This window comes from Olivibacter sp. EAT-5 (assembly GCF_044784325.1).
Taxonomy (GTDB): Bacteria; Bacteroidota; Bacteroidia; order Sphingobacteriales; family Sphingobacteriaceae; genus Olivibacter; species Olivibacter oleidegradans.
On the sequence record NZ_CP173028.1, the window covers coordinates 2,634,669 to 2,656,317 of the forward strand.

Annotated in this window: 19 protein-coding genes; 14 read left to right on the forward strand and 5 right to left on the reverse strand. The window is 41.7% G+C overall.

Features of this window, described 5'->3' with window-relative positions:
• Positions 1 to 84 precede the first annotated feature (84 nt).
• The 9 genes from ACH11B_RS10705 to ACH11B_RS10745 all read left to right on the forward strand — a co-directional run bounded on the left by ACH11B_RS10705 (position 85) and on the right by ACH11B_RS10745 (position 11,435).
• Complete coding sequence (locus ACH11B_RS10705; protein ID WP_377613388.1) at positions 85 to 1,092, forward strand: type IX secretion system membrane protein PorP/SprF; 1,008 nt, start codon at positions 85 to 87, stop codon at positions 1,090 to 1,092.
• Between the two features lie 36 nt (positions 1,093 to 1,128).
• On the forward strand, positions 1,129 to 3,072 hold the full coding sequence (locus ACH11B_RS10710; protein WP_377613389.1) for an OmpA family protein: 1,944 nt from the start codon (positions 1,129 to 1,131) through the stop codon (positions 3,070 to 3,072).
• A 265-nt stretch (positions 3,073 to 3,337) separates the two neighbouring features.
• Entirely contained in the window at positions 3,338 to 3,976 is a 639-nt protein-coding gene (locus ACH11B_RS10715; RefSeq protein ID WP_377613390.1) for a response regulator, read from the forward strand.
• Between the two features lie 824 nt (positions 3,977 to 4,800).
• Positions 4,801 to 5,751, forward strand: coding sequence for a polyprenyl synthetase family protein (locus ACH11B_RS10720; protein ID WP_377613391.1), 951 nt, complete (start codon positions 4,801 to 4,803; stop codon positions 5,749 to 5,751).
• An 85-nt stretch (positions 5,752 to 5,836) separates the two neighbouring features.
• Entirely contained in the window at positions 5,837 to 7,783 is a 1,947-nt protein-coding gene (gene dxs / locus ACH11B_RS10725) for a 1-deoxy-D-xylulose-5-phosphate synthase (RefSeq protein WP_377613392.1), read from the forward strand.
• Positions 7,770 to 8,999 (forward strand): 4-hydroxy-3-methylbut-2-enyl diphosphate reductase, encoded by a 1,230-nt coding sequence (locus tag ACH11B_RS10730; protein ID WP_377613393.1) that lies wholly within the window; start codon positions 7,770 to 7,772, stop codon positions 8,997 to 8,999. Before dxs ends, ACH11B_RS10730 begins: the two co-directional genes overlap by 14 nt.
• Positions 9,000 to 9,057: 58 nt before the next feature.
• Positions 9,058 to 10,032, forward strand: coding sequence for a hypothetical protein (locus tag ACH11B_RS10735; RefSeq protein ID WP_377613394.1), 975 nt, complete (start codon positions 9,058 to 9,060; stop codon positions 10,030 to 10,032).
• Positions 10,033 to 10,476: 444 nt separating this feature from the next.
• Positions 10,477 to 10,749, forward strand: coding sequence for a YtxH domain-containing protein (locus ACH11B_RS10740; protein ID WP_130856251.1), 273 nt, complete (start codon positions 10,477 to 10,479; stop codon positions 10,747 to 10,749).
• Between the two features lie 86 nt (positions 10,750 to 10,835).
• A complete protein-coding gene (locus ACH11B_RS10745) occupies positions 10,836 to 11,435 on the forward strand; it encodes a chemotaxis protein CheB (RefSeq protein ID WP_377613395.1) in 600 nt (199 codons plus the stop codon).
• An 18-nt stretch (positions 11,436 to 11,453) separates the two neighbouring features.
• Here the strand turns inward: ACH11B_RS10745 and ACH11B_RS10750 are convergent, their stop codons facing one another.
• Entirely contained in the window at positions 11,454 to 12,530 is a 1,077-nt protein-coding gene (locus ACH11B_RS10750; protein ID WP_377613396.1) for a sensor histidine kinase, read from the reverse strand.
• Between the two features lie 121 nt (positions 12,531 to 12,651).
• Here ACH11B_RS10750 and ACH11B_RS10755 point away from each other — a divergent pair, with 121 nt between their 5' ends.
• On the forward strand, positions 12,652 to 13,380 hold the full coding sequence (locus ACH11B_RS10755) for a LytTR family DNA-binding domain-containing protein (protein ID WP_130856253.1): 729 nt from the start codon (positions 12,652 to 12,654) through the stop codon (positions 13,378 to 13,380).
• Here the strand turns inward: ACH11B_RS10755 and ACH11B_RS10760 are convergent.
• Positions 13,373 to 13,891, reverse strand: coding sequence for a lipocalin family protein (locus ACH11B_RS10760; RefSeq protein WP_377613397.1), 519 nt, complete (start codon positions 13,889 to 13,891; stop codon positions 13,373 to 13,375). The two genes, ACH11B_RS10755 and ACH11B_RS10760, sit on opposite strands and share 8 nt — an antisense overlap.
• A 289-nt stretch (positions 13,892 to 14,180) precedes the next feature.
• On the opposite strand from ACH11B_RS10760, the gene ACH11B_RS10765 reads away from it, so the two are divergent.
• Genes ACH11B_RS10765 through ACH11B_RS10775 form a run of 3 tightly spaced genes read left to right on the forward strand, consistent with a single transcriptional unit; the run spans position 14,181 to position 17,319 of the window.
• Complete coding sequence (locus ACH11B_RS10765; RefSeq protein WP_377613398.1) at positions 14,181 to 16,214, forward strand: PAS domain S-box protein; 2,034 nt, start codon at positions 14,181 to 14,183, stop codon at positions 16,212 to 16,214.
• A gap of 60 nt (positions 16,215 to 16,274) precedes the next feature.
• Positions 16,275 to 16,856: a DUF4142 domain-containing protein gene (locus ACH11B_RS10770; protein ID WP_377613399.1), complete on the forward strand. Its 582-nt coding sequence runs from the start codon at positions 16,275 to 16,277 to the stop codon at positions 16,854 to 16,856.
• 1 nt (position 16,857) lies between these two features.
• A complete protein-coding gene (locus ACH11B_RS10775; RefSeq protein WP_377613441.1) occupies positions 16,858 to 17,319 on the forward strand; it encodes a DUF2784 domain-containing protein in 462 nt (153 codons plus the stop codon).
• Between the two features lie 140 nt (positions 17,320 to 17,459).
• Here the strand turns inward: ACH11B_RS10775 and ACH11B_RS10780 are convergent, their stop codons facing one another.
• Both ACH11B_RS10780 and ACH11B_RS10785 read right to left on the reverse strand, forming a co-directional pair.
• A complete protein-coding gene (locus ACH11B_RS10780; RefSeq protein ID WP_130856258.1) occupies positions 17,460 to 18,290 on the reverse strand; it encodes a ferritin-like domain-containing protein in 831 nt (276 codons plus the stop codon).
• Between the two features lie 10 nt (positions 18,291 to 18,300).
• Complete coding sequence (locus ACH11B_RS10785; protein WP_377613400.1) at positions 18,301 to 19,017, reverse strand: ferritin-like domain-containing protein; 717 nt, start codon at positions 19,015 to 19,017, stop codon at positions 18,301 to 18,303.
• 130 nt (positions 19,018 to 19,147) lie between these two features.
• Between ACH11B_RS10785 and ACH11B_RS10790 the strand changes: the two genes are divergently transcribed.
• Complete coding sequence (locus ACH11B_RS10790; protein WP_377613401.1) at positions 19,148 to 19,336, forward strand: hypothetical protein; 189 nt, start codon at positions 19,148 to 19,150, stop codon at positions 19,334 to 19,336.
• Positions 19,337 to 19,356: 20 nt separating this feature from the next.
• Here ACH11B_RS10790 and ACH11B_RS10795 read toward each other — a convergent pair whose 3' ends face one another.
• Positions 19,357 to 21,456: a hypothetical protein gene (locus ACH11B_RS10795; RefSeq protein ID WP_377613402.1), complete on the reverse strand. Its 2,100-nt coding sequence runs from the start codon at positions 21,454 to 21,456 to the stop codon at positions 19,357 to 19,359.
• Positions 21,457 to 21,649 lie beyond the last annotated feature (193 nt).

A 21,649-nucleotide genomic window follows, 5' to 3' on the forward strand; every position in this document is an offset into this window, starting at 1 on the left:
AAAGAAAATGGAAAACCTTTTGGACAAGGCCTTACAAACCACATTGCTTCATAAAGCAAAGGATTCGAATGAAAATAAAACGCTATGGATAAGCATAATATAAAGAGATTAGTCATCGTACTGACATTGGCGCTCGGTTTGGGAGAGGTCAAGGCTCAGCAAAATATCCAATTCACGCAATACATTTTTAACTCACTGAGTGTAAACCCCGCTTATGCCGGTTACAAAGAGGAATGGTTTGCGCAAATGGCTTTGCGTAGTCAGTGGACTGGTATTGATGGTGCGCCAAAAACGGGACAGGCATCAATAGACGGCGTGCTGGGGATGAATAAGAATACAGGCGTAGGTTTGCAAGTTACTGCAGATAAATTGGGGGCACAAAGTGCTACTTCCGTCTATGCCAATTATGCTTATCGTTTGCGCTTAGATGCTGAAGATACCCAAAGGCTAAGTTTTGGAATCGGGGCAGGTATTACACAATACGGACTGGATGGAAATGAACTGAGAACAACCTATCCGGGCGATCCAACAATTCCACCGGGAAAAATCAATAGTACTATTCCGGACATACGTTTTGGCGTTTACTATTATAACCCTCGTTGGTATTTAGGTGTCTCCATGATGGATCTGCTTTCCGGTGATCAATCCAATAATATTTTCCGTTGGGATGCGAATGCCACTTCCAACTTAAAGCGTAAACGCCATATGTATTTGATTGGAGGAGCCCTGTTTGATCTATCAGAAGATATGAAACTCCGACCAAGTGTAATGGTTATGGAGGATTTTAAGGGACCCACAAATGTTGATTTGAATGCCATGTTTATCTTCGGGGAACGAGTGTGGTTGGGAGCAGGATACCGAATGGGATTGAAAATGGGTAAATCATACGCTAACGGACAGCAGAATCTGAGAAGCTCTAATGCAATTACAGGTGTGGCGCAGTTTTACGTCACCGAACGCTTGCGAATCGGTTATTCATACGACCACATATTAAGCCGTTTGAGCTCTGTGCAAAACGGGACACATGAGGTCACTATTGGTTTAACCTTTCCTCAAAGTGGTTATAGACTCATAAGTCCACGATTCTTTTAGGCCAGGTAATGAATTAATCAGCTAAAGCAGAATCCAATGAAGAAATTATACATATATCCCTATTTATTAGTGCTCATCCTTTTAGGATCGGGGGTACAAGCACAAGAACAACCTACGCTGCGCGATCGGGCAAATCAACTGTATAATGAATACCAATTTGCGAAGGCCGCCCAGTTATACGAGCGCTTGGTAGATAGTAAAAAACCGAGGCAAAGTGATTTGGAAAATTTGGCGGATTGCTATAGGAAGATGAATAATTACGGAATGGCGGAGAATTGGTATGTCCGTGTATTGGAAGATAGCACAAGCAATCCGATTAACAAATTACGATATGCTGAAGTGTTAAAGGCTAATGCAAAATATGCCGAGGCAAAAAAGGTCTTTCAGGAATATGCGAATAAATCCGGTAGCACAAGCGAAATTGATTTGCAAATAAAAGGATGCGATTCTGCCATTGTTTGGATGCAGCAACCGACTACGCATAAGTTAAGAAACGAGTCTTCTGTAAACACAGCCTTGGCAGAATTTGGAGGATATACCGTTGGAGATAAAGTTTATTATGTTGGGGAACCTGATGCTATTATGTTCAAGAATGTTTACGGATGGACGGGTAATCCTTTTTTAAGAGTTTATAGCGCGAAGCATAACGAAGGAAACATCCTGAAGGAATCAAACATTGCAGAGGCGTCATTTAACAATGAACCTTATCATGTGGGGCCCGTGGCGTCTAATAAAGAAGGAACGACACTTTATGTAACGCGTACTCATCCCGGTAAAGAGGTACAAAAGGAGAAAGAGGATAGAAAAAGATACCGTACCAAAAACTTGGAACTATATATTTACACAAATGATAATGGTACCTGGAACGAGACTCCTTTTGCCTACAATCGGGTAAACGAATACTCGGTGGGCCATGCTGCCTTGAGTCAAGATGGTGAAACATTATATTTCGTCTCGGATATGCCGGGAGGACAAGGCGGAACTGATATATGGTATAGTGAGCGCTTGTTGAACGGTGAATGGGGTGAACCTAAGAATGCGGGTCCGATGATTAACAGTACCGGGGACGAAATGTTTCCCAGTATAACAAAGGAAGGTGTTCTGTATTTCTCAAGTAATGGTTGGCCAGGTATGGGGAATCTAGATGTTTTTACCGCAATGGGAGCTAAAGAAACTTGGTCTAAGGCGGTTAATATGCGTTTTCCTGTTAATTCTCCTGCTGATGATTTTGCCTACACGGTTAACGATATTACCAATCTCACCGAGGCGGGTTTTATGTCTTCAAATAGAAAAGGAGGCTTGGGTAGTGATGATATATATTCTTTTACTTATTTAAAACCGAAATTTACGGTGCTGCTTGCCGGAGTAACTTACGACAAGGAGACCGAAGAATCTTTAGCTGACGCAAACGTTAGTTTGCTTGATGAACAAGGTACCTTATTGGCTAAGAAAACGAGCGAATCGGCAGGTCGATTTGAATTTGAAGTGGATGTAGAGCAGGCTTATCAAGTATTAGGCGAAAAAGTTGGCTACATTGCCGATTCGGCATTTACTAATACCAATGGATTAAATCCAGGCGATACGGTGAAAGTTGCTTTATACCTAGATCAGTTAAAACAAGGGAAGACTTTCCGGTTGGATAATATCTATTATGATTTTGATAAATTTAATATCCGTAAAGATGCCGCGGTTATTTTGGACGGACTCGTAAAAATCATGAAAGACAATCCGACCCTAAAAATAGAGCTCTCATCCCACACAGATAGCAGAGGAAGGGATAAATATAATATGACGCTTTCTCAAAAACGTGCACAGGCTGCTGTCGACTATTTAGTCAGCCGAGGAATTGCTAGAGATAGGATGATTGCCAAGGGATACGGTGAAAGTAAGTTGTTGAACCGTTGTGTTAATGGCATCAAGTGCTCAGAAGCAGAACATCAACTGAATAGAAGGACGGAATTTACTGTATTGGAGCTCTAATTAGAACGCGGAAAAAAAAACACCTGATATATCCCTCTACAAGTGAAGAACGAGGTTCAAGCAAAAGCAAATGAAAGTTCATCATCAAGGTGTATCGAATCGCAAAAAATACGGCATCTATTCATTCGTTTAACCGTCACAACAGATAAACTACGCCAACATAAGTCAACGCATTATTATATAGTTATTATTCGTTAAACTACTGATCCGGTCAACCTAAACCAATAAATTAAAGTAAGTATTGTTTTAACGATAACGAATAAAAATGAATATCTTGTTAGTCGATGATCACAGTGTTATCCGGTTAGGTGTCCTTTTTATTATTAAGGAAATGTTCGGAAATCCCGTTATTCACGAAGCCGAAACATGGGGCAAAGCGACTGAGCTGATTGACCACTATCCAATTGATTTGGCCATTTTGGATATCGAAATCCCGGGAGGCAAAGGTCTTGATATGATTTCCCTGTTGAGAACAAAAAAGCCTTATCTTAAAGTATTAATGTTTACCGCTTTTGACGAACATCTGTATGCCCTGCGATATCTAGATCAGGGAGCACATGGATTTATACAAAAAACGGCAAATGACCAAGAACTTAGAAAAGCGATCGGCAACGTGTCGGCTGGTAAGCAATATATCAGTACGGCGATAAAAGATATGATTTGGGAAAGCCGGCTCAAAAAAGGTAAATCGATACAAAGTAATCCATTTGAATTATTGTCTAACCGCGAATTAGAGGTTTGTAAACTGATGGTCAAAGGTCTTCGATTAAGCGATATTGCCGCACAGCTGCAATTGCATACCTCTACCGTTGGGACTTATAAAAATAACATTTTTCAAAAGCTTCAGGTTAATAATATACGGTTGCTTCTCGACAAGTTTCACTTATATCAAATGTATAACTGAAGACCAAAACATCATCAATCGGTGCGACTAGTGCCGAACTTTCTAAAGCCAAGCGAAGCTGATTAGTTATGTCGCTTTCAGGACCTGCTAGTGTAAACTGTCGGACCAATTTACTCCACTCCACTTTCATAAACCGTTTACTTATTTAAAAATACATAACCACCATACTATTGTTTGCTTAAAAAGTAGGTAATCCAAAGCCTACAAGAGATGTTCGGTTTTCTGAAATCCAATGCAAGAATGGTTTTGGGCTACTGCGGGCGGCTTTTTTGTCGTTAAAGCAAACAACGAGTTCTTTCTCTCAAAAAAGAAAGCTACGAACAAGTAAAGCCCTTTTTGTGAATGACTAATTAACTTATTAATTCGTGTAGGATATGTGTACGGGCCTCTTATGGAAATCTCTAGTCTCGAGCTTATCCTAAGATCGCTTAATTAATTAGAGATATCTGATGCTGCTGTCAGTTGAACTGTCTATGGTTTGGCCGAAAGTACCCAAGTTACCAATCGTAAATAGGCGTCTTCCGTACGGTATTAGTTATGATCGAAAGCTATAGTTAATATTGATATTATATTAATTTAACGCGCAACCGTTCGAAATTAATTGGGTAATTTTTTATTTGTTGGTAAAGCAAGTTTGTGTGGTGTTTTTAACACGTTGTTTGTTAGCGACTTTGTTGGTGTTAGATTCTTAATAAAGAAAAACTGAACAAGTTGAACATTTATTCTTCCTGCAAAATTAGTTAATTTAGAATAAACGGATTATAATTTCTGATTGGCCGTAAATTCCGTGAGAGTCGGTTTTCTTCACTAAATTATGAGATACCATGCATTCTTTTTCAGCAATATCTGACCTCTATCAGCAAAAAAGAGATTCGTTAGTGTTCCCGCTTACCCCCTCAAATCTTTACGGATCTATCAATTATTTTTTGGATTTACCCGGTAAGAGGATAAGGCCCGCTCTCTGCTTGATGGCCAATGAATTATTTACTCCTATTCGATCCGATAGTTATAGAATAGCGCATGCAATCGACCTCTTTCATAATTTTACGCTCATTCATGATGATATCATGGATCGATCCCCCCTGCGCAGAGGTCGCCCTACCTTACATACAAAATATGACGAAGGTACAGCCATCCTCGCCGGCGATACCTTATTTATCTATTGCTATTTGTTACTCAACAAAGTGGACTTAATTCACCGAACGCATATTGTCGAATTGTTTTCAGAAACGGCCAAACAGGTTTGCGAGGGACAGCAGATGGATATCGATTTAGAAAAGATGGAAATGGACGCTGTACATTATGCCGATTACCTGGAAATGATCACAAGGAAGACATCGGTACTGTTGGGCTGTGCAGCTCAGTGCGGAGCTATTATGGGTGGTGCGAATGAGCAACAACAGATCAGTTTGTATGAATTCGGCAAGAACATTGGTATTGCTTTTCAGATACAGGATGACTATCTGGATACCTTTGGTTTGACTGCCCGGACCGGGAAACAGGTAGGGGGCGATATCTTGGAAAACAAAAAAACGGTGTTGCTGGTCAAAGCTTTTGAAGTGGCCGACTTCAAACAGAAAATAATGTTAAAGGAAGCTTTCTTACAAACGGGACAAGATAAAGTCCAAGCCGTTATAAACAGTTATAAAGCATTGGAGGTAGATCAATGGGCCACCAAAGCGATCGAGTCATATACAGCAATTGCCTTCGGTAATCTAGAAGAGATTGATGTGCCTGTTTTTAAAAAGGAAAAGCTGATAAAAAGGAAAAGCTGATGGAATTGGCGAATTCCTTATTAGTAAGACAGTCTTAAATAGGTAAATCTACGATTATATAATCACCGTCAAATTGTACGCCGTTATGAAGAAAACCAAGTTGTCTTTGCTCGACCAGATCAATAATCCCACCGATCTTAAAAAGTTGAAAAGGTCGCAACTTCCCCAGTTATGTGACGAACTAAGGGAATTCATAATCGAAACTGTAAGCAGGCACGGAGGACATTTCGGAGCCAGTTTAGGTACGGTTGAGCTAACGGCTGCCCTGCATTATGTTATGAATACGCCCTACGATCAGCTAATTTGGGATGTAGGGCATCAAGCTTATGGTCATAAAATCCTAACGGGGAGACGTGACACTTTTCATACCAATCGCAAACATAAGGGCATCAGTGGCTTTCCACGCAGAGAGGAAAGTGTATACGATGCATTTGGAACAGGCCATTCTTCGACGTCTATTTCTGCCGCCCTCGGTATGGCGCTCGCTGCCAAACTTAGTGGACAGCACGATAAGCAGCACATTGCGGTGATAGGTGACGGTGCCATGACGGCAGGTATGGCTTTCGAAGCGCTCAATCATGCCGGTGCGTCAGATACCAACTTAATCGTTATTCTAAATGATAATTGCATGTCCATTGATCAGAATGTGGGCGCCTTAAAAGACTATCTGACACACCTGACCTTAACCGGAACTTATAACAAGTTCCGTAAAAATGTAGGAAAAACAATCACGAAGTTACCACTGGTCGGGGAACGATCTAAAGAGCTGCTGCATAGAACAAAGTCAGGAATCAAGAGCATGCTATCCGAGCAAGCAAATTTTTTTGAGGCATTAAATTTGCGCTATTTTGGGCCACTGGACGGACATGATGTATTGAAATTAGTGGAAACATTGCAGTACATGCGCCATATTCCGGGCCCTAAATTACTCCATGTAATTACAACCAAGGGTAAAGGTTATGCACCGGCAGAACAGGAAAAAACATTATGGCATTTTCCCGGACTTTTTGATAAGGTCACGGGGAAGATACAGAAAGCGATCATTGATGGACCGCAACCTCCCAAATACCAAGATGTGTTTGGACATAGCGTGGTCGAACTCGCCGAGCGCAATGATAAAATTGTAGGTATTACGCCTGCCATGCTGTCCGGTTCTTCTCTCAAATTTATGATGGAGAAGATGCCCGAACGAACCTTTGACGTAGGCATATGTGAACAACACGCGGTAACTTTAGCTGCTGGACTAGCTACGCAGGGAATGACGGTATTCTGTAATATTTACTCATCCTTCATGCAAAGAGGCTATGATCAGCTCGTGCATGACGTCGTGTTGCAACAGCTACCGGTTATTTTCTGCCTTGATAGAGGAGGACTGGTAGGGGAAGATGGCGCTACCCATCATGGCATATACGATATTTCCTATTCACGATGCTTACCGGGCCTAATTATCAGCGCTCCCATGAACGAATCTGAATTGCGAAACCTGATGTATACTGCGCAACTTTCCGGACTCACACAGCCTTTTATGATCAGATACCCGAGGGGAAAGGGAGTAATGCCTAATTGGAGAACCCCATTCCGAAAAATAAAGATCGGCACCGGTCGGAAAATTCGTGAAGGGCGGGATCTTGCCATTCTTTCCTTTGGTCACCCTGGGAACTTCGCCCTGGAGGCCTGTGAAGAATTGGAGGCGGATGGAGTGAATGTGGCACTGTTCGATATGCGATTTGTGAAGCCGATCGACGAGCATCTTTTGCACCATGTTTTTCAGCATTACCGACAGCTGATTACCGTTGAGGATGGTACAATAATCGGTGGGCTGGGAAGTGCGGTATTGGAATTTATGGCAATTAATAATTATCACGCCGACGTACGGATATTAGGCGTTCCCGATTGTATTGTCGAACACGGTAAAGTAACAGAATTGCATAAGGAATGTGGCTTTGATAAAGATGGAATCAAAGCGGTTGTAAAAGAAATGCTTCAACAGGAACGGATGATACAAAAGCTGGTCAAACATGAAAGTCTTTGATATTCCAACCGCGTATAAAAGTGAGATGGTTACGGCTATTAAGAAAAGCAGGCAGGAGCGTGATCATCTAAAAAAGGATTTCAGCCCTTCTATCCTTGATTTTGGAAAAGTTCGGATTAATCTGGCTCGTCACTTCGGTTTTTGTTATGGTGTGGAGAACGCCATTGAAACTGCATATACTGCCATACAAGAAAATCCACATAAGCGGATTTATCTATTGAGCGAGATTATCCATAACCCGCACGTAAACCAAGCCCTTCAGGAAAATGGCGTTAAATTTATTATGGATACCTATGGCAGACAGCTTATTCCATGGGAGGAGATAACGCCTGCGGATGTAGTCATTATACCAGCCTTTGGCACAACAGTGGAAGTAGGGCAGATGCTAAAGCGGAAGAAAATCAACCGGATATATTACCGAAGTAAGTGTCCATTTGTCGAAAAGGTGTGGACAAGAGTATCTCAAATAGCTGATAGAGGTTATACCGTGATTGTGCATGGAAAACCCGACCATGAAGAAACGAGAGCTACTTTTTCGCACAGTAGAAGCGTCGGTGCTTCGATGGTTATTAAAGACCTAAAGGAAGCAGAACTATTAGCCGACTTCATCAGGAATCGAAGGCCCTCGGCTGACTTTTATAGTCTATTTGAAGGACGGTATTCCAAAGGCTTTCACGTCACGCAAGATCTAAAGAGAATCGGTGTAGTAAATCAAACTACTTTACTTGCTAACGAAACACAGCAAATAGCTGATTTTTTGCAACAGACCATGGTAGAACATTACCAATTGACAAATGATCATATAGCCGATCACTTTGCGAATATGCGGGATACCCTCTGTTATGCTACGCATGACAACCAAAGTGCCGTAACAGAAATGTTGTCGCTGGATGCCGATCTGGCAATTGTAGTAGGTGGGTATAACAGCTCTAACACATCTCATCTTGTAGAATTATGCGAGGCAAAGCTGCCTACTTATTTTATTTCCGCCAGTGAAAGCTTGCTGTCAAAGACAGCGATAGAACATTGGGATATTCACCATCAGCAATTAAAGCTGACTAAAGACTATTTGCCATCGGATTCCGTGGTAATACATTTAACAAGTGGTGCATCCTGTCCGGACATTTTGATTGAAAATGTGATCCGTAGGTTGCTCTCTTTTTATCATCTGTCGTTCGATAATTGGCAGATTGCAAGTAAGCTTAAAAATAAATAATGTTATTGACATTCCGAAAATAAAATCTTGTTGGATATTATACTAAACACAAAACAAAATGGAAAAAATTTTTCGTCAAATTCGTTATCCATTCTCCTTTGGCATTTCGCCTTTTGTCGAAGAAACCCATGATGAAATTTTCAACTGGATTAGTAGCTTTGGACTTCTTTCTACGGAAGAATCGGTTCAGCGTTATAGAGAAGAAAAATATATTTGGTGGGCTGCCAGAACCTTTCCCTTCGCCGATAAAACCGGTTTGTATCTGGTAGGATGCTGGACGGCTTTGTTTTTCATTGCTGATGATATGATGGTAAATCCAAGCAATCATAACGAAAAAATTTTAACATCCCTGAAGGATGACGTAATCGACATTCTTATTCATCATAAAACGGTACCGATGCGTATCGGCAATAACCTTGGTGCTTGCTTTAGTGATCTTTGGCAGCAAATAAAGCAACATACGGATCAAGATTGGCAGCGATGGTTTGTGGAAGAGATGTTAAAAATGCTCAAGTCTTGGCAAATGGAAGCGGAGCTGATTAAAACGGAGAAGGGGCTAAGTCTAGCGGATTATATGAAAATGAGGCCTTATTTTTCCGGTGGTAATGTGTGTTGCTGCTTGCTCTCCTTGGCAAGCAAGTTTAGTTTTCCTTTCTATGTCTACCAGCATCCTGTGGTCCAACAAATGCTGCTGATGGCAGTTAGAACGGCTAGCTGGGCTAATGATATTCATTCCCTGGGCAAAGAACTCAACAAAGAGGGAGCAGAAAATATAGTGATCATCCTGGCAAAAGAAAAGAAGTTATCCTTTAAAGAAGCAATAAGGGAATCCCTGCATATACATGATGCTGATCTAATGCGCTTGCAGGAATTGGAACGTACTCTTCCTTCATTTGGTGAAGAAATGGATCGTGAGCTAACTCGTTACATCCAGTCGATAAAAGCACTGATTAGTGGCAATCACGAATGGGTACTGTACGATACCAGTCGTTATAAAGATACAAAAGAGATAATGGAAAGATTGGAGGCTTAATCATAGAAATAAAGCGGATCTGATTGATGTCCTAATGAATTTTCTTTATTTGGATGATGTGGTGGTTGCTAATGAAGGTCGATGTTCAAAGCTCTTTGGTGCAGTCATTTGGGGGATAGGTATCTTTGCTTTTGCATTGGACCTAGCTCCCCCAAATGCCGCGTATATTTATAGTAATTATCGAAACAATAAAACGAGCAGATCCTAAAATTATTGTCTCTTACACCATACTTTTTTTTCAAAGCTAAGCTGGCTAATATTTGTAACGGATCTTGAATAACCTTTCCGCAGTTGATTGCTTGTTTTTTTCTTGCATGCTTGTAAATTCTTATATTGTCTTCTAAAGACGATATGCGAGTTGTTGAGGTAATAACCAAACTTTTGCTTCTGAATATTGTCTTATAAAAAACATCGCAAGTTTAATGAGCTGATAATACAAGAAATATGAACGACGTTGGAAGAGTAATTACATTTTTAGCAGGTTTGGGAGCTGGAATAGCTATTGGGATATTATTTGCACCCGATAAAGGTGAATATACAAGAGAAAAATCAGCTAATTCAATGAAAAACCTGGCGCAAGGTTTTCGAAAGCAGGCGGTAGATCAAATTGAACATTTCAACCATATGAAAAGCGAGTTGACAGAAGCCATTAAGTCTAAGTTAAAAAAGGAACCTTGGGAAATAGAAGGGCAAACGGACGAGCACGCTTGGATATAAGTCCTTTGTACTTAGCGATTACTAACATCGTGTTCCGATAGCCCGCTTTTCCATAGAAGCGATAAACACGAGAGTTCTATGCTGTTATGAAGACAGAAGCAAATGATTTCTTTCTTGTAGGAATAGGCGGATCGAGTGGAGGGATACAGGCCATGCAGACCTTTTTTGAATCAATGCCCTTTCTTCATATTGCCTTTGTTGCTATCACTCATTTATCGCGTGGGTATGTCAGTAATTTGAGTGCTATTTTAGCACGTTATACGCCTTATCGAGTTATCGCAGTGAAGGAGGATGTGCAGCTCGCATCGGGAAATATATATGTTATTACCGAAGATAGTTATTTGGAATGTGCTGACGGAAAGCTGTTGAAAAGGCCGCGGCCAAAGGAATCAGACATTAACAGGGCCGTTGACATCTTTCTTCTTTCTCTTGCCGAAACGTTTCGAGAACGCGCCATTGCTATTATTTTATCAGGTGGGGGCAATGACGGCTTGAAAGGGGCCGTTGCCGTTGAAAAACGATGCGGTCTGGTCATGAGTCAGAGTCCCATTTCTTCGCAATTCCCTCAAATGCCATTGGCTGTGATCAGGGATAATAATCCCTCTGCTGTTTTAGAGCCGGCAGCACTGGCTGAGGCGGTTGTTCAACGTGTTCATGAGAAATCTACTAACAGAATCAGAAAATAACTGAAGCGGAGTAAATCTTTATTGGTTAGTCGGGATTGGAATGCAAAATTCAAAGCATAATCCTTGCGAAATGTTACGAGAAACAGCTAGCTCTTCGCCATAATGTCGCTCCAGTCTTTTGGCTGTGTTTGAAATACCAACACCCTTACGCTGAAAGAGTTGTTCGAGGGATCCGGGGTATGCACTGCCGGTATTATTTACCTTAATCCAAACCTTTTTGCTCTTTACTATACACGAGATCTCTATCTCTCCTCCCTCCAATGCCGGTTCAATGCCATGTTTTACAGCATTCTCAACCAGCGGCTGCAACAACATTGGAGGGATCTGTATTTGAGGAACGTTGGGGGCTATGTTTATCCGGTACTGAAGACGTTTGCCAAATCGCACTTTTTCGAGCGAAAGGTACTTTTCCATAAAACTAAGCTCGTTTGCAAGTGGCACAAATGCTTCTTTCGTTGATAGCAGTGCATACCTAAAAGTGTCGGCTAAGCGAGCTATCAATACCCTGGTTTTTTCCTGTTCCGGAGGCAGTGAAGCGCTTATACTGCTTAATGTGTTGAATAGGAAATGAGGTTGTATCTGCGCTTTCAAGGCGTTAATCTCGCCGCGATAGGCAAGTTCTCGTAATTCCTTTTCAAGACGGACTTGCATTTCCCGCTCGCGGAAAAAATGATACATGTGGAGGATGCTGAATACTTGGATATAAAAAAGTAAATTCGGACCTAAATTCTGCAATATCTGCTGATTGGTCATAGGTAGCTTTCCATCCAACGGATTATAGAGCTGATATAACAACATCCAGATACTATAATACAAAACCGCACTAAATAGGTGAAGGAAAAATCTTTTTTTTAACGACCAATGAGCTAGCCTTCGGAAATGTAGCCACCATACAGGTAAACAGGCTATAGCCATAAACAGACAGTCGACTAATAATTCCTTGATATAGCGAGCTGTCACACTGGTATTTATGAGACTTGGGGTTGCATAAAGGATGCTCATTATAAGGAAACATGAAACAAAAAGCAGGATTTCCTGACGTGTTGCATTGGATATGGATGGATTACGTTGCATTTCGCTTGTAATAAAAATCATTGTACAATTTAAGAATAAATCGGAAATATGATTTGTCGGTCACATTTGTTATTAAACAGACGATGCTACCGCTTGTAGAAAATTATGCTAAATTTGATGTTAACATAATACATTAGGTTTTATGTCCAAACAATCTGTTTTGATCGTCGATGACGAAGAGCATGCGAGGCTGCTCATTAAGCAATACCTAAAAGAACATGCCGGATTTTCGCTAGCGGGCGAATGCCATAATGGTATCGAAGCGGTAAAATATATTAATATGTTGGAACCGGAACTGGTTTTCCTGGACATCCAAATGCCTGGATTAAATGGCTTTGAAGTTCTGCAACGGGTGGAACATGTGCCGAAGGTTATTTTTACAACGGCGTTTGATCAATATGCTATCCAAGCCTTTGAGATAAATGCTATCGACTATTTATTAAAACCCTATACCAAAGATCGGTTCAACGACGCCATAACCAGAATCGGACCGATACCTAAGCTCCTTCCAAATCTTGTCTCGCATTTTTCATCGCGTAACGGAAAATATCCCGACCATGTGATGGTAGAAAGTAGAAGGCGCTTTGTGAATCTCCGAGTCGTAGATATTGTTTACATGAAGGCTGATCGCGACTATACCGAGATATATACTACTGCTAACACTTACATAAGTTCCGTTGGCATAGGCGCCATTCTTCAACACTTTGATCCTGCTCTGTTTCTTCGTATACATCGGTCGGTAATTATCAACTTGGCTCATGTGCGTGAGCTGTATAAAGATATTCATAGAACCTTTATCGTATTGGATAACGGGGTGGAATTGAGCGTGGGAAGGAATTACCTTCCCAATGTCAAAAGTCTGATTATTTGATTTTATACGTAGCGGTTAGAAGATGTCGTCCGTCACTGCCATCTAAATAATGGCGAAGTACCAGGGTGTTCGCATTCGTTGCGGCCACAACATAAACCCGTGCCTTTTGTTGATCATCGGTCATCGTCAGTTCTTTCGTGGAAGGCATATATTTCCAGGTGCCGTTTTCTTTTTCGACCTCCTCCTCTTCGTCACATTTGTCACTCCCAAGATGTCGGTATATTTTATTGTCGTTACGGAATATAATGGCATCGTCTTTATCACAGGGATCAAGCTTTGCCAAAATATCCGTCTCGATTTCGCCATCTATATCCCAATCGATCCCCGGCTCGGCTTTAAAATCAGTGAGCACCCAATATTTATCAGTAAAAGAACCGTCTAGGGTATGGGTGTCATTGTTGTCAAAATGATTCTTACTAAGGCCGGATTGGCAAGAGGACTCCGTATAGAGTACGGCGATGATCATAGCGATAGCAATGATCCGGGCAATATTTTTCGTCTTTTTATCCATATTGAAAAATGTTAACAGTCAAAAATAGTTTCGGTGATTCGTTCTTCCTTTTATTTTCTACGAAATGCACAAATAGCGGACGAAACGCCTAGGTGAGCCTATTAAATTTCGTTGTGCCGGAAACATTTATGGCTAAATCCGAAGCCTCATGAAGGCCTCCGTCAATTTCGTCTTTAAGTTTATTTAGTTGAGGACAAAAGAACATTAGCTTGCTTGAATTGTTGTATAAGAACATTTAGCTACGAGTTAATTTTGAGGGCTCTACCTGAAAATTACCGGCTATACTTATATGGAAGATAAAGAGAAAACGGAGCATGGCACATACGGCAAATCTGAAGACCGAAGTAGGCAGGGGCACTCATCTGTGCGTCGTGGCAACGCTACATCAAGTAGCTTATCAACCCAAAGGCGGTTCAAATTATCGGACGAAACCTACTATAATCTTTTTAATTCCATAGATGAGGGCTTTTGCATAATTGAAGTGATTTTTGATCGCCAAGAGCGTCCGGTCGACTATCGATTCATAGAAGTTAATGAACCATTCGAGCAACTGACAGGAATTGTCGATGCTGAAGGGCGACGAATGCGGGATATCGCTCCATTGCATGAAAACCTGTGGTTTGAAGTCTATGGTCGCATCGCATTGACCGGCAAACCGGAGCGCTTCCAAATGGTCGCAAGTCAATTGGATCGCATTTACGACGTATACGCCTTTCGAGTGGGAGAACCGGCAGACAATCAGGTGGCCATCCTTTTTAAAGATATCACCGCTCAAAGGCGTGAAGATTTGGATTTGGCCGAGCTTGCCGGTATGGGAGAGCAACTTTCCCGCGCCGATAGTGCGGAGGTAGCCCTTACAATCTTTTGTGAAAGATTGGGGAATTACTTAAACCTCGGCTTTTGTGCATTTGCAGAAATTGACCAGTCAGAGCAACAGGCAACCGTTGTACATGAGTGGCATAGAAAGGGCTTTCATTCGATAAAAGGTGTGTATGCTATTGCAGACTATATTTCGCCTGGTTGGGAACAGGCCATGCGAGCAGGCAAAAACTTTATTGTAGAAGATTTAAAAGGCTCAGCCCATCCCGGCTTTGAACGATATGCCATGCGCGGTATTGCCTCTTTCATCAGCATTCCGCTGATCCGTAACGGCCGGTGGCTGTGTATGGTTAATCTGTACGATAGTAAACCCCGTAAATGGCTAGATACTGAAATTAAACTGGGCAACGAATTGGCAAATCGCTTTTGGAATCGATATGAAAGACTACGGGCAGAGGAGGCGCTGCGAAAATCGGAAGAGAGTTATCGGGCAATCGTTAATCAAAGCATCGTGGGAATCCTTCGGCTGAATTTTCGAGGCGAAGTTGTTTTTACAAATGATCAGTTTTGCAAAATGCTGGGTTATAGTCCTTCAGAAATGATGAAATTAACGGTGCTTGATTTGATGTATCCTGAAGATTTGGAACGCAATAATCTTCTCTTCAGTAGAATGGTAGCAGAGGGTACTCCTTATGAGATTGAGAAAAGACTAATTTGTAAAAATGGATCCTTGATTTGGGTCAATAATCACGTATCACCAATTTTTAATTCGGATGGGAAGCCGGAGTCTGCGGTGGTAGTGTCAGTCGATGTTACCAGACAAAAAGCAGTCGAGAAAATGAAAGACGATTTTATAGGTGTGGCTAGCCATGAATTAAAGACACCGCTTACTAGTATAAAGGCTTATACTCAGTTATTAAAAAAAAGTACGACAGACGATACACCTGCTTCTTTTATCAATAAACTAAGCAAGCAGGTAGATCGGTTAACAAACCTTGTGTACCTGTTGCTTGATACTTCTAATATTTCCGGCGGGCACTTGATGCTGCAACTAGGCGATATAGACTTGAATGAATTGATCGATGACTGTATTCAAGATTTACAGCCCATCAGTATCGATCACAAACTGATTTTTCATAAAGAGAAGATTCCGTACCTGATCGCAGATAAAAATCGGATCAATCAAGTGCTGACTAATTTAATTTCAAATGCGGTTAAGTATTCTCCTGAAGGTAAGGCAGTACATATAAAAGCGATAGATCTAGGCTACGGCGTCAAAGTAAGTGTACAAGATTACGGAGTTGGTATTGCGGCTGAAGACCAGTCAAAAATATTTAATCGTTTTTTTCGGGTAACTAATAAGGGAAACGACAATATATCAGGCATTGGACTCGGTCTATATATTGTCTCCGAAATTATTAAAAAACATAATGGCATACTAGGCGTAGAAAGCGTTCCGGGACAGGGTGCAACTTTTTTCTTTGAAATCCCGTATCAAAACTAGTAAAAAATCCAGAACATTTTCCCTGTACACACTGTTCTAGTGTAAACATATAGCTATCTTATGAAAAATAGGTTAATTTTATGGGCGGCCTGTATTATACTGGCCCTTAGTAGTTGCGGTAATGCTTCCAACAAGGATGCAAAAGAAACCGCCGACAGTATTAACGAATCCATGGCAGACACGTCGACAATGTCCACCGATACAACTGCCGCGCAAACAGAGGATGCGAAATTTGCTACCGAAGCGGCAAGCGGTGGTCTTGCTGAGGTAGAATTGGGGAAACTAGCCGAGCAGAAGGCGTCGGACGCAAAAGTTAAGGAGTTTGGGGCTATGATGGTGAAAGATCATTCAAAAGCCAATGAAGAGTTAAAGGCGCTCGCTGCAAAGAAGAACATTGCGCTTCCCGCAGCGCCTGCAGAGGAGAAGCAAAAGAAGATGCAGGAAATCTCCGCAAAGACAGGTGCCGATTTCGATAAAGCTTATGTGGAAGAAATGTTGGCGGATCACAAAAAAGATGTGACACTTTTTGAAGAAGCTTCCAACAGGGTGCAGGATCCGGAGATGAAGCAGTTTATTGATAAAACACTCCCCGTGCTGCGCACGCACTTAGATCATATCCAAAAAATTGCAGAGAAAAAATAGTGTGATAAAGTCCCCCATAAAGCGTCTGACTTTTTGGGGGCTTTGCAGTTCAAGGGCACTTCAACGCCTTCCTGCTTATGCAAGTAATCTGTTCCATCTACTTGATCTGCTTTTTACAATCATCCACATCTTAATAATAGTTTTTAATCTCTTCGGTTGGATATGGGAAGTAACGCGGAAACTTCACTTTTATATGGTGTGTTTAACGGCATGCTCATGGTTGGTGTTAGGGTTCTGGTTCGGATTTGGCTATTGTCCCATAACAGATTGGCAATGGCAGGTGAAGGATAAGTTGGGCGAACGTAACTTGCCCAATTCATTTATTAAGTATGTGTGCGACAAACTTTTCGATCGCAGTACAAATGCTGAATTCATAGATATAACAACAGGCGTATGTTTTGGCCTAGTCGCAATTTTGTCCGTCTATTTCAATTTTTTCCACAGGAGACCGTTGAATAAATAAGCAGTTCCAACCTTCGGGCGCTAATGAACGATCATGACTTTTTCGATATTGAAATTATGAAAAAGCACTGAAGTAAAAGAAAGAAGAAGTGCCCTTTTGGACACTTCCCCCTCTACACATAACATCCCCTTTGTTTAAGGTTAATTCACAATAAAAAGCCCGGCAATTTGAAGCACCGCTTCTTTTGAAAGAGCTTCGTCAAAAGCTTCCGTTGCAGCGTTTATACTGATTTTTCCTCCCACACCATTCAATGTCGTAATATCGGCACCTGCCTGTACTTTATTGTCTTCGCCCGCATAAATCGGATCCACCGCACCAACGCCTGTGTCGTTAGCCCCGGTGATCCATGGCTTGAGATTTGCTGCAGCACCCCCTCTCGCTCTGCGCATTTGTCTGATATGCGATGCATGCCTGGCCTCCACCGAATGTATATTTAAAGCGTAACGAAGAATATCATCGTTTTCCATTAAATTACCTGCTTGACCCTTATAAGCCCTTACACCCGTATCCTCGAAGGCGTTGGCAACAGCGAGAAATGTATCATAATTTGTAAACACATCGGAAAACGCACCACCGGCAGTAAAATCGAATGTCGGTTTTGACACTGCGGCTGACCCTAACGCGCTTTTAAGAAATGCTACATGCTGGTCTTCATGGTCTTTGATAACCGTTATAGCACCTCTGGCCGTTGCATTAGGGATTAATCCGCCGGCAGCAAGGCCCTTCGTGTAAAATTCGGCTTCTAAATACTCAAGGGTTAAGGCAAAATTTAGAACGTCTACTATTTTCTGTGGAATTGTTTGTCCATATGCTTTTTTAAACATGGTACTCACTGCCAGCGGTATACCCGCCAATGCTACCTTTGCACTGAAAGTGCTGAGGGCTCTGATCGCGGCCCGACGTGGATTCAATCGCTCGTGGATTTCAGCATCCACATTTTCAATTTGCTTAATTATTTCAAAAAGATTCATAATAGTCAAGTTAATAAGTGGGTAAATCTCTTGCGTTTATTTTTGTTTTAATAAAAGGGGCGGCAGCTGTTAATACCTTTGTCGGGCTTAACGATTTTTCAAGCCCATTCATATCCACTACATCGCTACCTGCAAAACTTCCGTTTTGAATTAGATCACGAATTAAGGCAGCGTGCCTTGCCTCCACCGAGACGATTTTGCCTGCCAATAGTAAATATTCTCCTTTCTCAATCAATTGTCCTGCTCCATTGTAAGCCGATACACCCAGGTCTTCGAACACTTTCGCTGTGGCCAGTACACTATCCCTACTGCCAAAGTTAATGGATGAAAAATCAACTTCTAAATCCTGAATAGCGTTCGCTTGCAAAGCCGCTTTGAAAAACTCGCGATGCGCAATTTCATGGTCGCGGATGTCGGTCAGTAAATTTTTTTCCAGCTCCGAAATACCACTATAAGGTGTTTCCGCAACCTTCGTATAAAAAGCTGCCTCTAATTGTTCTAATGCATAAGCATAGTTTAAAATGGCAATATCTCCTTTTCCCAAATACACACCTTCATCCATTCCCGGGAAGTCATCATCGTCTTTGTTACAGCCTGTAACGGCTATTGCTGTAACGGCCATACTGGCGCCGGCATATTTCAAAAAGGAACGTCTTTTTAATGACGAAGTAGTTAAGTTCTCTGTACTATACAAAGTTTCTTTTTCCTTTAAATAATAATCATTCATAGATAATTTATTTAGCGTTTGCAATTGTTTAAAGAGACTTACGATAATAAGGGGAACTTGGATTTACGTACCGCATTTTTTTCTTTAGTGTGATGAGTAAAAAAAGAAAGTTTCAAAATGGAAAGAGGGGATGATGCCAACTGCATTGCCAATGGGCAAGCAATACCGGTCAGGAGCAATCGACGATGGAGAGCTGTTAAGTAAAGATGTCTACACAGGTAATAATCTCCCGTTCTTTAGAAAATGCGTTCTGCTCATCGGACAGAAAGGCTTACGGCGAGTGAGTTTTAACTATAAATTTATAGGGAGCGCCCGATGAAACTGCCGTCATTTACCGGATTACTCCGCTATGTAAAACGACTGGCTAAAGGCTCCATTAGCGGCAACATCCCAAGCTTCAAGGCGTACCCATGCGCGTTTCTCAAGCTTGGTCTTAAACCGGAGCACCTGCGAACCAAAGGCTTCTGTTTTAGTTAAGTCGATCCTTTCCCGGTATACCTGCTGTCCATCGCCGGAGATAACTTCTACAAAATTCATGGGGAAAGTCCAATTTAGTGCCAGTTCAATGGTGGCCATTCCTGAATTATCGAGCGTTATAGTTTCACCCGAATGTTTATCGTTGATGGTTAAGCGTGGCATCAATACCTCGCCGGTTGTAGTGAAAAATCGGCCCTTTTGCATACTGTTGAGTATGGGATCCCAACTATCGGTAAACTTAGGTAGCGAGTCGAGCATCAAATAATTCACATTCATGTGAGCATACATTTCGTTTTCGGGCGTTATCGTAAAAAGATCGGCTTCAGCAATAACGGTTTTTTTTAAGCCCCAGTTATTCATATCATCCATTAAATCCAGCACGCGTTTGCCTAATCTTGGCGAAGATAAATCGGCGGGCATAGGCTTCCAGGCGGCACCCATAAAGCGATCCGATTTAAAAAAGTCCTCATTTTTATAAAGATCGGGTGTGTTTACCGAACCTTTAGTGCGTGCATGAGCGGTCCATGCAAGGCCCTGCTCTTGCTCGAGAAGCTTCAACATGTCTTTCTTGTCTCCAATATGGTATATTTTCCCATAGGAAGGGTGGTTTTCTGAATAGGCCGCTCCGTTTTCACGAGACATAATCCAATAAACCGGTTTGGGGAAGAGAGCAAGCCAGTGGCCTCCAAAGAACTCATTGGGCTCTTCGCCAGGGAGCAGAAGAAAGCGATCATCTGATAAGCGTTTACATTGTTCAAAAAGAGCATGCAGCTCTTTTAACCGTTGTTCATCAGGTCCTTTAGGGTGCGCGGTATAGTGAAACTCTGCTAAGTGCACCATGTCAACTCCCATTCGTTTAAACACGGTGACAAAGTCAGGGACTTCCGGAATGGGTTTGTTTGCCAGTACAACATTCATGATGAATTCATTATGAAAATGGCTGGACATGGTTTTATATCCGGGAAGTTTTACATAGGCATCATTGTGCGTGAATTTTTTTATGGCAGCGAAGGCATTGTCTTCATCTTCCGTACTCAACATGCAAAAAAAGTTCAGGCGCTGTTTGGTCCCCGGAGGAGCATTGAACCAGGGAACAAATCGCTTATCTCCCTGTAGGTCTTGTCGGATTCCGATGCCATATCCATCAACCATTTTCCGATAGTTGTTTCCATACCAGGTAAATTTCAAGTTGAAGGCCTCATCCAATGGATAAAAGTATTGATGTGGAGCAGGAAACAGCGTCAAAATACCCTCTTTTCCCTTTGCGGCAATGCTGCGATATTTAACCGCCACGTTTTTGGAAGTATCCGTAGCAATCATATCCGTAGTTTGCAGGCTATCCGCTGTGTTAATCCAGGATATACTTTTCCATTCCGGCTCACGACTTACCAAACCGGCGTCATAAACAATGGCAGAAGAATCTGCATTTGTAGACATGACAGCGGCAACATTAAAAAGCGGGCTGCCATTATAAAAAGTAATCTCAAGGTCGCCGCTAAAGCGATCGGCCTTAAGCGAAGAGATTTTTACTACGGTGCGACTACCGATGGTTTCCACCGTCGCGTCGGATTTTTCTAGTTTTACTTCATGCGTGTTATAAGGCTTTTGGGGAACTTTATCAAAAAAGATATTCCAGCCATTCTGCGAGACTAAATCCCGTTTACCGATAGTCAGAAGAAAAGATGGATCCAGATTCGATGAGATAAGTTTGCTCACTTTGCCTTTCGTCAGCAAAATACGACTGAACAAGGGTTTCCCTGCTTGCATATTAAGTTCAACCTGGCCATAGCGGTTATCCCCGGCAGGCCATTTTATTTCCAATATATCATTGCGGTAGTTTAAATCCGCGCCGGCTTTTTTGTCGAATTTTTGGCGGTTTACGGTTGGTGTTTGAGCCAACAACGTGTTTGTATAATAGACTAAGAGGAGGCTAATAATTAGGCAGCTGCGCATGTGAATCATTTATAATGGGTTTATACAAAAAAAGGAAAATCGATTTTATCCACAAAGGCAATGCGTTTCAAAATTTCGATAATGCGTATCAACAACCTGCATAATATTGAAAATATCATAGATAATTCAACAAAAGACGCTCGCTCGCTAATATATCTTTTGGAGACAGTAGATAAAAAAGTTATATTTATGGCATATAAAA